This window comes from Paenibacillus agricola (assembly GCF_011440305.1).
Taxonomy (GTDB): Bacteria; Bacillota; Bacilli; order Paenibacillales; family NBRC-103111; genus Paenibacillus_S; species Paenibacillus_S agricola.
This window is the reverse complement of sequence record NZ_JAAOIW010000001.1, coordinates 500,837-514,343: the sequence shown is the minus strand read 5'-3', so window position 1 is coordinate 514,343 and position 13,507 is coordinate 500,837. Positions and strand designations below refer to the sequence as shown.

Below are 13,507 nucleotides of genomic sequence, written 5' to 3'. Positions count from 1 at the left end.
TAAAACATAAGTAAAGTTAAGGTTGAGGAGGGAAAAAGACATGCAGGTTATCCATCACATAGAAGAGCTTAGAGCCGTTCTAAAAGGCGTGAGAGCGAAGCAGCCGGGCTTTACCATCGGATTCGTACCGACCATGGGTTTCCTGCATCAAGGGCATGCGAGCTTGCTCCAGCAAGCGCGGAAGCAATGTGATTTCGTTGTCCTGAGCATATTTGTTAATCCGTTACAATTTGGACCTAATGAGGATTTTGATCGGTATCCGCGTAATGAAGCGCGCGACTTGGAGCTTGCGGAAGAGGAGGGTACAGATGTTGTATTTTGCCCGTCAACAGTCGAAATGTATCCCAAGCCCGTGAGAACGAAGATTAGCTTATCCATTATTACCGAGCAGCTTTGTGGGGCGTCGCGTCCAGGGCATTTTGATGGAGTCGCCGTTATCGTCACCAAATTATTTCAAATCATCCAGCCGGATGCCGCGTTTTTTGGGTTAAAAGATGTGCAGCAGGTAGCGGTCATAAAGCAATTGGTCGATGATTTGAACATGCCGCTTCAGATCGTACCTTGCCCCATTGTTCGTGAACAGGATGGACTCGCCATGAGCTCACGTAATGTATATTTGCAGCCAGAGGAGCGCCGGCAGGCATTGGCTCTGTCCTCAGCGTTAAAGCTGGCAGAGCAGCGCATTAACGAAGCCGCTGACGTGCTACTGGCTGATGAGCTCAAGCAAATGATTCGCACTCATATCGCCCAAATGCCCTTAGCTGAGATTGAATATGTTGAAATCGTTACTTATCCTGAATTGGAGCCCGTTTCTCGATTGCAAAGATCCATATCTGGAGAGATCGTAATTGCTTTGGCAGCCCGCTTTGGCAAAACACGCCTGATTGATAATACTATCATTTTGCTGTCGAAATAAACTGTTGATACACAATGATGATACACAATGATGATACACAAGCAGCAACTAACAGGAGGTTACTTATATGTTCAGAACTATGCTAAAATCTAAAATACATCGTGCTACCGTCACAGAAGCTAATCTGAATTATGTGGGCAGCATCACAATTGACGAGGATATAATGGATTTAATTGATATGCTGCCTAATGAGAAGGTGCAAATCGTTAATAATAATAACGGTGCACGCTTTGAAACTTATATTATCCCTGGGCCGCGTGGATCAGGCGTTATTTGTTTAAACGGTGCCGCGGCACGACTAGTCCACATTGGGGATATCGTTATTATTTTATCCTTTGTGATGATGACTGACGAAGAGGCTCGAACACATCGGCCGCAGATCGCAATTATGGGCGACAATAATCAGATCGTAAGTGTGCTTAAAGAAGAAATTCATTCCACAGTCATGTAACGAATGAAAAGCGGCAATCAAGCAGAAAATGAGGGTATGCTCTAGCTTAAGGTGGGATGCGCTCATGTTCAAACATCTGTTTATCTCGATGAACGAAATGCTTGATGAAGTTGCCGGCCAATACCCGGATGCTGTAGGCGTACAGAAACGCGAGCTTGACCATAAGCTGAATACACTCAAATCCATGAGCGATACGCTTATTGAAGAATGGCTGCTTTTTGAAGAAAAGCTATCTGCCTTCTATGGACTTTCAGCAGCTCCACCAGCCAGCCCGAAGATCGATCCAGAACTGGATCATCACCGTTCCGAAGGCTTTATTAGGGGGCAAGGGTACTACAAGCTGCTTATGTATAGTGAAGCCATTCATGAATTTACGGACATTGTCCATGTACAGCCAGATTTTACATTGGCGCGTTTATATTTGGCGATGTGCTTTCTGCAAAAAGGCGAGGTATCCGAAGGCTATAGCCATTTTTATTTTTTATCCCAAATCACGGAAAACCGCCATATTAAAGCTATTGCTTGTACAGCGATGGGTTGCATTCAAATGCAGGGTGCCAATGCTGAAAAAGCTTTCCGTTTGTTCAATCAGGCTTTTCAAGCAGATCCCTGCTGTACAGAGCTTTTAGTGGAAATGGGTATATGCCAAGAGAAAAAAGGCAAGCTTGAGTTCTTTCCAACGTCTAGAAAATAAGGGTCTTGGGGAATGGAGCACTAGGAAGTTTGCTATTCCCTTTTCTGATAAGTATTGGTATGCTTAAAGGAAAATAAGACTGAAGGAGTTAGCAGAAAAGTAATGAAATTCGCGGTTTTGGACTTTGAGACGACCGGAAGCCAGACAACGGACCGCATAATTCAAGTTGGCCTCGTCATAATAGTTGATGATACAATCACGGACAGGTATACTTCTCTGGTAAATCCAGGGATTAGTATACCTTCTTCTATAATATCTTTAACTGGCATAGATGACGATATGGTTAGCGATGCTCCGGAGCTGGAAACGGTTATGGCGCATATGGTACCGCTTTTGCAGGATTGTGTATTAGTCGGACATCAGATCGCCTTTGATTTAGCTTTTTTGCAGCGTGCTCTTGATGAGCATGGCTATTTCTCATTTGATGGCAAGGTGCTTGATACAATTGAAGCATTGCGTGTGTTGTTTCCTTCCTTATCCAGCTTTCAATTAAGCCTGGTTTGCCAGGCTTTTGGGATTGAGCATGAGCGGCCACACCAAGCAGACAGTGACGCTGAAGTCACGGCTCTTATATGGATACGCTGCTTAATGCGTTTTCAGCAATTATCCTTGCTCACCTTACAGCGGTTATCTATGGTGTTTGACGAGGTGACGACCGACTTTGGTTGGTTTGTCCGTGAAATGATTACATTTAAGGAAATGTTTCCGGGTGAAGATGTGCAAACTGGGCAGAACTATAGGCAATTCTCTCTCGCAGTTAAGGATTGGGGTGAAGAAGACCCGCCGCGTGAGGACAAGGATGTATTGGCCATGCCCGATGATTTCGCTTCCTTCTACGCACAGCTGAAGCTGGCCTTAAAAGAACGCTTTAAGGACTATGAGGATCGCGAAGCCCAAGAGACTATGCTTGCAGAGGTGGAAACAGCGTTTGAGCAGGAGCGCCACTTAATGATCGAGGCAGGCACAGGTACAGGGAAATCGCTTGGTTATTTAATCCCAGCCTTATATTACGGGTTGAAGCATGATAAAAAAATGCTGGTTAGCACCCATACGATTAATTTGCAGGAGCAAATTCGTGAACGAGATATCCCGCTGTTAATGGATTTATTCCCGATTGGATTTCGCGCAGCGGTGTTCAAGGGCAGAAGCCATTATTTATGCTTGCGAAAATTCGAGCATAAAATGGGGCAGCAGGATTTCGAATATGGTAAAGAGGATCGCTTAACTGCCGGGCAAATGCTCGTTTGGTTAAGTGAAACTGAGCATGGAGATGATGAGGAGCTGCATTTTAGCGGCAAAGGCAGCCAATTCTGGCATACCGTTGCAAGTGATACGGATTCGTGCTTGAATCGAGCTTGCCCTTGGTTTAAGAAATGCTTCTACCACCGTGCGCGCAATAATGCGAGCACAGCAGACCTTGTAATTACGAACCATTCCATGCTATTTACCGACACGAAGGCGGAAAGCCGCTTGCTTCCAAGCTATAAGCATCTTGTAATCGATGAAGCCCATCATTTCGAGGAAGTGGCCAGCAAGCACTTAGGGATTGAAGTCGCGTATGGCGCCTTTGTAGGCGCCTTGTGGTGGCTGTACAAGGATAGCCGAACTGGACAACTGCCGACGCTAAGCCTAAGGCTAAGCAAGGCTGATAACGACAAGGGGCTTGCATGGAGCAAGGCTATTGATACCCTGTTGCCAGGCCTGCTCCATCTTAAAGAAGAATGGGATGAGCTGACCGACCTGCTCTATCAGCTTGTTGCCTCCCGTTCCGATCCGACCCAGTCGGAATCCGGCCAGCTTGTTTACCGCCTGAAGAGTGAAAACAAGCCCGGTCAGTGGGATAAGCTGTTAGTCTTAGAGGAAAATATGTATTTAAAATCCTCTGAAATCTTAAAGAAATTAGACCGTTTGCTTAGCGAGGTCAAAGACCAGCAGGAAGTATTGGATGTAGCTGGTCTAGTCACAGATATAAGCGGAAGCGTCAAAGAATTGTATAGGCAACGTGATAATCTTCACTTTTTTATGGCATTGGCGGATCCCAATTATGTATATTGGCTTGAAGCGGGAAGCAATAAAAGCAAGTCGCTTCAGTTAATTAGTGTACCCCTTGACGTGAGCCCTATGCTTCAGGAGCATTTTTTTGAGGCAAAGGCCAGTGTGATCATGACCTCAGCTACACTGTCGGTTGGCAAATCCTTTGATTATACTTGCGAGCAATTAGGCTTGGATACCACCGCACCTGATACGAAGGTGAAGACTGTACAGTTGCAATCGCCTTTTAATTACCGGCAGCAGGCCTTGGTTGCAATCCCAAGAGATTTCCCAAGCATCCGTGGGAATTCGGGCGAAAAGCATTTTCTTGCGGAGCTGGCGCAATCGCTGGCTGAGGTTGCTGTAGAAACGATGGGCCGAATGCTGGTGCTCTTTACATCCAACCGTATGCTGAAGCTAACCCATGCTGCTTTAAAAGAGAAGCTAAGTCCCTTCGGAATTGGCGTTTTAGGCCAAGGGGTGGATAGCAGCAATCGCAGCAAGTTAACCCGCTTGTTCCAGAATAACTCCGCTAGCGTTCTATTGGGAACCAGTAGCTTCTGGGAAGGGGTAGATATCCCCGGTGATGCCTTAACTTGCTTGGCCATCGTTCGTCTGCCTTTTCAGCCCCCAAACCATCCATTGGTCGAGGCTAAGATGGAAAATTTAAAGAAGCTAAACCTGAACCCTTTTATGAAATTATCGGTGCCCCAGGCCGTGATCAGATTCAAGCAGGGATTCGGCCGTCTAGTCCGGACGACTAAGGACAAGGGGATTGTCATTATTTATGATACCCGCGTTATTGATACGAGCTACGGCAAATATTTTTTGTACTCGCTGCCCGGACCCAAGATCGAGCATATGCCAACCACCCAATTGGTGGGCAGAATTAAGCAATGGATGGGGGAGAGCGAAATATGAAAACAGTCAAAATCTCGGAAGCTGTCGTTCGTAGGCTGCCCATATATCTTCGCTATCTGAATGAGCTAAGCAAAAAAAATGTAAATACAGTGTCATCTCAGGATTTGGGACAAAAGCTGGATCTTAATCCAGCCCAAATCCGTAAGGATCTTGCCTATTTCGGAGAGTTTGGAAAAAAAGGGATTGGCTACGATGTTGATTATTTGATTGAAAAAATTAGGCATATCCTTAAAATTGACAAAGTCATTCCAGTGGCTTTAGTCGGAGCGGGCAATTTGGGACGCGCATTATGCAATTATAATGCTTATTTAAAGGACAATATGAAAATCGTGGCTGTATTCGACGCCCATGACTCCAAAATCGGGGAGTCGATCAACAACCTTAAAGTAAAGCCGATGGGTGAGCTGACGAATACGATCAAAAACCTGCAAGTACGGATTGGTATTATTACAGTGCCTGCGTTTGAAGCGCAAAATGTGGCCAATCAATTTGTCAGCGGCGGTGTTGAGGCGATTCTTAATTTTGCTCCGATCATTATAAAAGTTCCCCATGAAATCCGTGTCCATCATGCTGACTTTACTGCAGAGCTGCAAAGCCTGGCTTATTACTTAGATGAAACCAAGGACATTATCGAATAACGAAAAAACCGGCCGGGATGCTGATCCTGGTCGGTTTTTTGGTTTATGTAAGCCCTGAGGCTCCAATGGTTACATGAAAAAAACAATTACCTTATAAATAAAGAAAGAGAAAACCATCGAAATTGGAATGGTAATAATCCAAGTCATGACCATTTTCGATACCGTTGACCATTTGACATCATGAAATCTCATAACGGTTCCCGTCCCAATAATCGATGAGGATATTACATGGGTGGTTGATAATGGCATTCCCAACGCCGTGGAGGCTTGGATAATAATGGAGGAGTTAAGGTCTGAAGCAAAGCCGTTGATGGGCTCAATCTTCAGCAGCTTGCTGCTCATTGTTTTAATAATCCGATAACCACCTATAGAAGTGCCCAGTCCCATCGCTGTTGCCGCTGACAATTTGACCCACATAGGTACATCCAAAGTCGTCTGGTAGCCCGTGGTTACTAGCGCAAATACCATAATCCCCATTGCTTTTTGGGCATCATTACCTCCATGCGATAAGGACAACAGCCCTGCAGAAAATATTTGGAAGGTGCGGAACATATTGTTCATTTTGGAGCGGGACTGATTAGCCTTGGCAAGAACGATTGAGCGAATGATAAACATAATAATAAAACCGGAGCCAAATGCAATAATAGGCGATAGCACTAAAATAATGACGATTTCTTTAAAACCATCCCAGTTTAATGCCGAAAAGCCGGCTCCCGAAATAACACTGCCTGCCAATGCGCCAATAAGCGTGTGGGAGGAAGAAGAGGGAATGCCATAATACCAAGTAATCAAGTTCCACAAAATGGCGGTTAACAAGGCAGCAATCAAAATTTCTACACCATGTGGGATTGTTGCCGGGTTGGCTACTTTACCACCGACGGTTTTGGCAACCTCGGAGGAAATAACAGCTCCAACAAAATTGAGGGTTGCTGCATAGAATATGGCAATTCTTGGGGTAAGTGCCCGGGTTGAAATGGATGTAGCTATGGCATTGGCAGTATCATGAAATCCGTTAATGAAATCGAATATAAGTGCCAAACCAACAATAACAAATAATGTAATTAACATAATTTCCTCCTAGAAATATCACACAGCTTATGAATATCGCATGATCACGCTATCCAATATATTGGCTACATCTTCACAGGCATCTGTTGTTTGCTCTAGACGCTCGTAAACTTCTTTTAATTTAAAATCATGGTACGGATCCTTGGGATTTAAGAAGATGGCACGGATACCCTCGCGCATTAAGCGGTCTGCTTCATTCTCAAGGGAGTTAATCTGCACGGTATGCTCACTGATCTGCATATACTTTTTCTTGGCAAGCAGTTTGAAGGCATCAAGGATGTGCTGGCAGCTAGCTACGATTACTGCAGAAAAATCTTTCATATAATTGTCGCTAATGGTGATATTTAAGTAATCGAAGCGAGCGATCGAAGCCTCAATCCCATCAATAACATCATCAAGCTTGGAGGCAAGCACCATAATGTCTTCCCGGTCAAGCGGTGTAATAAATACTTTATTAAGCCCTTTGAAAATTTGATGCGTAATTTGGTCTCCCTTATGCTCCAAATCTTTGAGCTGGGGGCAAAAGGAAGCCGGTGGTTGGTCACCCATAACAGCATTGCGAAACATTTGTGCAGCCTCTAATGTGTTTTCGGATGACTTGACCAAAAGCAGCAAGAAATCAGCGTCATTTTTTTTAGTGAAAAGCATGAAACAACCTCCTTGGATGTATATTTACAATAAATTAATAAATATAGTTAATTAAAGCGGCAAAATACGACAATATAATAAAAAAATTTACACAAAATTAAAAATACCATATAGTCGGTTCTTAATGCAATGATAGTTTGCCCAATCCTATGTACGTTCATCAAACTATATGCAAAAAAGCTTCGAATTGATCTAAACGGCGGCCATACTTGATTTTAAAACTATGAAGTTGTACAGTAAAATATGAAGCTTATATTTTGAAAGGATTAGGGTGAATATGACAAAAACAATAATAACAAACGGTGTATTTCTTACATTAAACGAACACAATCCAATAATTCGCGGATGCATGACAATCGAAAATAATTTGATTACATATATAGGAGAGCAACTTCCCGAGCCGCTGGAGCTATTTGATGAAAAAATTGACGGCACCAACAAGCTTTTTATGCCAGGGCTAGTTAATACCCATAATCATGCGGCGATGTCGCTGCTACGCGGCTACGGTGACGATTTGGCGTTGCAGGTTTGGCTCCAGGAAAAAATGTGGCCAATGGAAGGCCAATTTACTGCCCATGATGTACGTTCAGGAACCTTGTTATCCATTCTGGAAATGCTAAAGGGCGGTACAACGACTTTTGTGGATATGTATGACCATATGAATGAAGTAGCATTGGCGGTCGAACAAAGTGGTATGCGTGCCTGCTTGACTCGCGGTGTTATCGGCTTATGCCCACCTGAGGTGCAAACCTCCAAGCTTGTTGAAGCTAGACAGTTCGCACTGGATTGGCATGGCAAAGCGGGTGGTCGCATTACCACGATGATGTCTCCCCATGCCCCTTACACTTGCCCTCCTGATTATATCGAGCGGATTGTAGAAGTAGCCCATGAGTTGGGTTTGCCTATTCATACTCACATGTCGGAAACGGCTCGTGAAGTCCAGGAAAATACAGAGCAATATGGAGCAAGGCCGGTTGCCCACCTGGCTAAGCTGGGATTATTCTCTCGCCCTGCCATTGTTGCCCATGCAGTTCATCTAACCGATGAAGAAATTGATATATTGGCGCAATATGATGTGCGTGTTTCCCATAACCCGGGAAGCAACCTGAAATTGGCAAGTGGTATTGCCAGGGTACCTGAGCTGCTTCGTAAAGGCATTAAGGTTTCCTTGGGAACTGATGGTCCGGCCAGTAACAATAATCTGGATATGTTTGAGGAGATGCGGCTTGCAGCGCTGATCCATAAGGGTGTAAGCGGCGACCCAACAGCGATTCCAGCTGAAGCTGCAATTCGGATGGGTACTTTGGACGGAGCGAAATCGATTTGGTTAGATGATGTAGGTGCTTTGCAAGCAGGCATGAAGGCTGATTTTATCGCTTTGGACGTTGACCAGCCGCATTTTTTCCCGAAAACGAATTTTATTTCACATGTCATTTATTCGGCTTCAGCTAAGGATGTTACCGATGTCTGGATTGATGGCCGCAGAATTGTTAAAGACGGAAGCTGCCTTACATTAGATGAGGAAAAAATATTGTTTGAGGCACAAAGCTGCTTTGAGCGCTTAACCGGAGCCACTGTACAATGAAGATAAGAATAACAGCAGCAGCGTGCGTTGCTGCAGCATTGTTATTATTTCTGTGCATTCAATTTTACAATTCCGTTCAAGAGAAGGAATGGGCACTTCAACGTGCTGATGTACAAACCGCATACGAAAAAACGATTTTAACAAAAGCCTCCAAGGTAGAAAAGTTTGTAGGCGAGCAGACGTATACGATTATTCATGGTGAGGATAAAATCGGCCAGAAATTAATTGTTTGGGTAGGTGGAAACCAGATCTTTTCACAAATGGCTGCTGATGGAATGACATCTGAGGCGATTAAAGCCATCGTACTAACGCGCCAGCCCGCAGCGAATCTTAAACGAATTGTTCCTGGTGTGTGGAATGGCAACTTGGTGTGGGAGGTTTTCTACAAAATCGATGCGGAGGCATCCAATCCTGACCGTTATTATTATGATTATTATGCATTTAAAGATGGAGTTTGGATGGATACGTATCGATTAAGCATTCAATAAATAGCAGCCGCATGAACTGGAAAGATTAAATTCTTTAAGGTGAAGTGCGGTTTTTCTCATACTGTGCGAATTTGTTCGAATTTCCATCTACTTGAGCTCTCGCATCATGTAGCAAATGTGATATACTAATAGTATACAGTATCAATTATTTTATTCATAGAAAGGGGACAGACTACTTTTATGAAGCTGCGATTCTTACCCATACTATTAAGTGTTGCCATTTCAGCGACATTGCTATTTGGTGGATGGTTTGCCTACCAAAGCGTTGCCATGGAAAGTCCTTTGTCTTCTATTGCGAGCCAAACACCTGGTGTGAAGCTAGTAAACACACATATTTCTAGTGAAGAAGTGCTAATAGAATTAAACCTAGAACCGGGCACAAGTCTGAGGGAAGTGTATAGCCGTATTCAGACCGAAGGCTCCACATTAATCGGAAAGAAGGAATTGAAGCTTAAGGTTTTGAACGACTCTACCCCTAAAATGGATCAATGGTGGTCTTCTGCTTTGTTTGATGTCGCACAGGCTATGGAAACCAAACAATATACACAAATTCCCAAAACGTTACAAGCCCGTACTCTGGAGGCCGATGGGCTTAAGGTAGCTACGGAAATGGACGATAAATATGTATATATTGCCTTAACAGATGGTGGAAAAAGTAAATATTTGATGCTGCCTCGAACATCAAGCCAAATGGGAGTGTGGATAAATGGATAAGATATATAAAGAGATTGCAATCGGTTTTATCCCTGTTTTTTTATTATTCCTCATTTTTATAGGAATAAACGCCATTCCTCTTATTTTCATGATGATCATTTTGGGTACTATATTTTATATGAACAGGATGCGTAGTGCGAGTATGGGCATCGGAGGCTCCGAGCGTAAAGCGAGGAATGCATCTCCGAGCTATATGACCTTTGATGATATTGGCGGGCAGCAGCGGGCAAAAACTGAGCTGCAGGAAGCCTTGGATTTTCTGATTAAGCATGAAGAAATTGTAAAGCTTGGTATCCGCCCATTAAAAGGCATATTGTTAACCGGGCCTCCCGGAACAGGCAAAACCTTGCTGGCCAAAGCGGCAGCACATTATACCAACTCCGTATTTATGGCAGCATCGGGTAGTGAATTTGTAGAAATGTATGTAGGTGTAGGGGCAAGCAGGGTTCGTGATATGTTCAAAGAGGCGAGAACCCGTGCCCTTAAAGAAAATAAGGACAGCGCCATTATATTTATTGATGAAATTGATGTTATTGGTGGTAAAAGAGATGGTGGCCAGCATCGAGAATATGACCAGACCTTAAATCAGCTATTGACAGAAATGGATGGTATCCATACTACCGTAACACCGCGGGTGCTTATTGTGGCTGCTACGAACCGCAAAGAAATGCTGGATAGTGCATTGCTTCGTCCAGGGCGGTTTGACCGGCACATAGAGGTGGACTTGCCTGATAAAAAAGGCCGGCTACACATACTTAACATTCATGCCAAAAACAAACCGCTTGCAGAAAATGCGAATTTGGAGCAAATTGCTGAAGAAACCTTTCATTTCTCTGGTGCCCAGCTTGAAGGCGTAATGAATGAAGCGGCGATTTATGCAATGCGTCAAGAATCGCTATTCATTGAGCAAAGCCATTTATCGCAAGCGGTTGATAAGGTTATGCTTGGTGAGAAAACAGATAGAGAATCAACCAAGGAAGAGCGTGACCGGGTTGCCTTGCATGAACTGGGACATGCTATTGCGGCAGAAGCGGTTCGTCCAGGTTCAGTTTCTCAGGTAGCACTGAGCCCTCGTGGGAAGGCTTTAGGATATGTACGCCATAATCCGCAGCAGGATCAATATTTATATACGAAGGAAAATTTGGAGGAGCAGATTATTATTGCTCTTGGCGGAGCCGCTGCGGAAGAAATGTTTTATGGAGGACGCAGCACAGGCTCTCGAAATGACTTTGAGCAGGCTTTGCATTTGGTTCGCACCATGATGGATTCAGGGTTAACCAAGCTGGGGATCGTGGATCGTGAGATGGTGACGAAGGAAGAATTGATGAAGGAAAACTCTGCTATTTTGGATGAGCTTAATAAGAGAACAAGACAATTACTAGAGAATCATAGAGTCGTCTTCCAACAGTCCCTGCATATTTTGATTAAGGAAGAAACCTTGTCCGGTGACCAGTTCCGACAGCTTTTAGATCAAGCAAAAGCGCAAATCGCTTAGCTAGTATAGGCATAAATAAGCCCTAAGCATACAGGCGTAACCTGTTGCGAAGGGCTTTTTTGTCATTTCTCGAAACTTTTTAAGGTTTGGACCGTCTAATAGAGTGTTGTTATACATAGATTTGCCAATCTTCCACACATGAAGAAGCTATATCCAAATACATAAAATGAGTTGAGGTGTAAAATGAGAGTTTTTACTACAATATTTTCCTTATTGCTGTTGTCTCTGTTTCTTTACCCCTTGATGGCACAGGCTGAATCTGAGCCGCGGCCACTTCTGCTGTTTCTAGACGGCAAACAGCTGACTGCGGAGGTAGCTCCACAGATTAATAATGATGGCAATACGATTGTGCCTGTGCGTATTATCGCACAATCCCTAGGCTCCAAAGTCCAATGGGACGAGCCCTCACGAAAAGTCACTTTAGACAAAGCCGATGTTAATATCCAAATGTTCATTGGTAAAAAGAATGCAATTGTTAATAAAAAAGCCGTTACGCTTGAAACAGCACCCTCCATAATTGACGGGAATACGATGCTGCCTGTGCGCTTTATAAGTGAACAATTTGGAATTAAAGTAACCTGGGACGAGCTAACGCAGTCTGTATTTTTGTCCAAGGAAGAAAACGGCACTAAGCCTGAAACAGTACCACCTGTTACCAATCCAGCACCTGCTGGAGGTGAAAAAGTGATTGTTGCGGATGCACCCATTGATATAAGCAAGGATGAAGGATCAACGAAACCACCTGTGAAGGATTCTACAAAGCCGCCTGTAGAAACGCCTTCCAGCCTTCCAGTAGATGGTTCCAAAGATAAGCCTTCGGCTCCAACAAAGCCCGCAGACCCCATTAAGGAGCAACCTGCTGCTGCGCCGAACTCGGGCGTTACAGCTGCTCCTTTGAAACCCATTCCAACCTTTACAAATAACCCTCCAGGCTATGTCGGGAGTAAGGAGATAGAGGTTAAGAACGAGAGTTTAACTACGGTTCAAGGTATCTCTATCGTTAATGAACAGTTAATTGTACGCTTAAGTGGTGCAAAGGCTGTACCGAATGCTGTTATAAGCAAAACCGCTAGCAGCATCCAGATTGATATTCCAAATGCTAAGCTTGATTCAGCCTTAAAATTAAACACAAGCGGAGAGGGCATAGTCAGTGGTAATAGCAATTCCATCTCGAAAACTCGCTATTTGCTATTTTCAAAAGAATCATCTATCGTTAGAATAATAATAGATTTAAAGAGCAAAGTAGATTTGCAGCCATCAGTTGCAAATTCAGCCACCCAGCTAGCTTGGAGCTTCGTGCCAGCCAAGGAGCGTTATACGGTAGTGATTGACCCGGGGCACGGTGGCAAGGATACAGGAGCTTTATCAGTGACAAGCAGGCTGGAGAAAGACTTTGTACTTGCCATGGGAACAAAGGTATTCAACTTATTAGCTAAGGAGCCAAAGATTGAGGCAGTATTAACCCGTAATAAGGATACATTTGTTGAGCTCGAGGGACGAGCTGCTATTGCTAATGATCGAACTGCGGATTTGTTTGTATCCATTCATGGCAATGCTACGACCAAAGAGGAAATTGAAGGTGTAGAAACTTACTATTATTCCGAAAAAAGCTTGGCTTTTGCCAAATTAATGCACGAGAAAATTGTAAAAGCATCCGGGTTTTCCGATCGAAAAGTAAAGCAAAGTGGTTTTTATGTAATCAAGAATACGACGATGCCATCACTTTTGTTGGAGCTTGGGTTTCTAACTAACCGTGCCGAGGAAGAAGCAATGTTTACAGATGCCTTACAAAATAAAGTTGCAGCATCTATCGTTGCAGGTATTAAAGAGCAATTGAATATTGAATAAGGAGTGGGAA

General features: G+C 43.9%; 12 protein-coding genes. 10 read left to right on the top strand and 2 right to left on the bottom strand.

Features of this window, described 5'->3' with window-relative positions:
• The first annotated feature begins 40 nt into the window (after window positions 1-40).
• The 5 genes from panC (at window position 41) to G9U52_RS02425 (ending at window position 5,651) form a co-directional block, all read left to right on the top strand.
• Window positions 41-916: a pantoate--beta-alanine ligase gene (gene panC, locus G9U52_RS02445; protein ID WP_166145621.1), complete on the top strand. Its 876-nt coding sequence runs from the start codon at window positions 41-43 to the stop codon at window positions 914-916.
• Between the two features lie 67 nt (window positions 917-983).
• Window positions 984-1,367 (top strand): aspartate 1-decarboxylase, encoded by a 384-nt coding sequence (gene panD / locus G9U52_RS02440; protein ID WP_166145618.1) that lies wholly within the window; start codon window positions 984-986, stop codon window positions 1,365-1,367.
• Window positions 1,368-1,431: 64 nt separating this feature from the next.
• Window positions 1,432-2,061 (top strand): tetratricopeptide repeat protein, encoded by a 630-nt coding sequence (locus tag G9U52_RS02435; protein WP_166145615.1) that lies wholly within the window; start codon window positions 1,432-1,434, stop codon window positions 2,059-2,061.
• 102 nt (window positions 2,062-2,163) lie between these two features.
• Complete coding sequence (locus tag G9U52_RS02430; RefSeq protein ID WP_166145612.1) at window positions 2,164-5,013, top strand: ATP-dependent DNA helicase DinG, 3'-5' exoribonuclease type; 2,850 nt, start codon at window positions 2,164-2,166, stop codon at window positions 5,011-5,013.
• Complete coding sequence (locus G9U52_RS02425) at window positions 5,010-5,651, top strand: redox-sensing transcriptional repressor Rex (protein WP_166145609.1); 642 nt, start codon at window positions 5,010-5,012, stop codon at window positions 5,649-5,651. The genes G9U52_RS02430 and G9U52_RS02425 overlap by 4 nt, the downstream gene beginning before the upstream one ends.
• 69 nt (window positions 5,652-5,720) lie before the next feature.
• On the opposite strand, the gene G9U52_RS02420 is transcribed toward G9U52_RS02425, so the two are convergent.
• Window positions 5,721-6,719 (bottom strand): inorganic phosphate transporter, encoded by a 999-nt coding sequence (locus tag G9U52_RS02420; RefSeq protein ID WP_166145606.1) that lies wholly within the window; start codon window positions 6,717-6,719, stop codon window positions 5,721-5,723.
• A gap of 27 nt (window positions 6,720-6,746) precedes the next feature.
• A complete protein-coding gene (locus G9U52_RS02415; RefSeq protein ID WP_166145603.1) occupies window positions 6,747-7,367 on the bottom strand; it encodes a DUF47 domain-containing protein in 621 nt (206 codons plus the stop codon).
• A gap of 277 nt (window positions 7,368-7,644) precedes the next feature.
• Between G9U52_RS02415 and G9U52_RS02410 the strand changes: the two genes are divergently transcribed.
• The 5 genes from G9U52_RS02410 (at window position 7,645) to G9U52_RS02390 (ending at window position 13,497) form a co-directional block, all read left to right on the top strand.
• The gene (locus tag G9U52_RS02410; protein ID WP_166145600.1) at window positions 7,645-8,952 is read left to right on the top strand and encodes an amidohydrolase; all 1,308 of its coding nucleotides are present in this window, start codon (window positions 7,645-7,647) and stop codon (window positions 8,950-8,952) included.
• The gene (locus G9U52_RS02405) at window positions 8,949-9,440 is read left to right on the top strand and encodes a cell wall elongation regulator TseB-like domain-containing protein (protein WP_166145597.1); all 492 of its coding nucleotides are present in this window, start codon (window positions 8,949-8,951) and stop codon (window positions 9,438-9,440) included. Before G9U52_RS02410 ends, G9U52_RS02405 begins: the two co-directional genes overlap by 4 nt.
• Window positions 9,441-9,620: 180 nt before the next feature.
• Entirely contained in the window at window positions 9,621-10,154 is a 534-nt protein-coding gene (locus tag G9U52_RS02400; protein ID WP_166145594.1) for a hypothetical protein, read from the top strand.
• Between the two features lie 142 nt (window positions 10,155-10,296).
• Window positions 10,297-11,649, top strand: coding sequence for an AAA family ATPase (locus G9U52_RS02395; protein ID WP_375790222.1), 1,353 nt, complete (start codon window positions 10,297-10,299; stop codon window positions 11,647-11,649).
• 183 nt (window positions 11,650-11,832) lie between these two features.
• Window positions 11,833-13,497 (top strand): N-acetylmuramoyl-L-alanine amidase, encoded by a 1,665-nt coding sequence (locus G9U52_RS02390; protein ID WP_166145588.1) that lies wholly within the window; start codon window positions 11,833-11,835, stop codon window positions 13,495-13,497.
• The last annotated feature ends 10 nt before the right edge of the window (window positions 13,498-13,507 follow it).

Coding starts and splice junctions, on each gene's coding strand:
- panC (WP_166145621.1), top strand. CDS start 41: ATGCAGGTTATCCATCACATAGAAGAGCTTAGAGCCGTTCTAAAAGGC.
- panD (WP_166145618.1), top strand. CDS start 984: ATGTTCAGAACTATGCTAAAATCTAAAATACATCGTGCTACCGTCACA.
- G9U52_RS02435 (WP_166145615.1), top strand. CDS start 1,432: ATGTTCAAACATCTGTTTATCTCGATGAACGAAATGCTTGATGAAGTT.
- G9U52_RS02430 (WP_166145612.1), top strand. CDS start 2,164: ATGAAATTCGCGGTTTTGGACTTTGAGACGACCGGAAGCCAGACAACG.
- G9U52_RS02425 (WP_166145609.1), top strand. CDS start 5,010: ATGAAAACAGTCAAAATCTCGGAAGCTGTCGTTCGTAGGCTGCCCATA.
- G9U52_RS02420 (WP_166145606.1), bottom strand. CDS start 6,719: ATGTTAATTACATTATTTGTTATTGTTGGTTTGGCACTTATATTCGAT.
- G9U52_RS02415 (WP_166145603.1), bottom strand. CDS start 7,367: ATGCTTTTCACTAAAAAAAATGACGCTGATTTCTTGCTGCTTTTGGTC.
- G9U52_RS02410 (WP_166145600.1), top strand. CDS start 7,645: ATGACAAAAACAATAATAACAAACGGTGTATTTCTTACATTAAACGAA.
- G9U52_RS02405 (WP_166145597.1), top strand. CDS start 8,949: ATGAAGATAAGAATAACAGCAGCAGCGTGCGTTGCTGCAGCATTGTTA.
- G9U52_RS02400 (WP_166145594.1), top strand. CDS start 9,621: ATGAAGCTGCGATTCTTACCCATACTATTAAGTGTTGCCATTTCAGCG.
- G9U52_RS02395 (WP_375790222.1), top strand. CDS start 10,297: ATGGGCATCGGAGGCTCCGAGCGTAAAGCGAGGAATGCATCTCCGAGC.
- G9U52_RS02390 (WP_166145588.1), top strand. CDS start 11,833: ATGAGAGTTTTTACTACAATATTTTCCTTATTGCTGTTGTCTCTGTTT.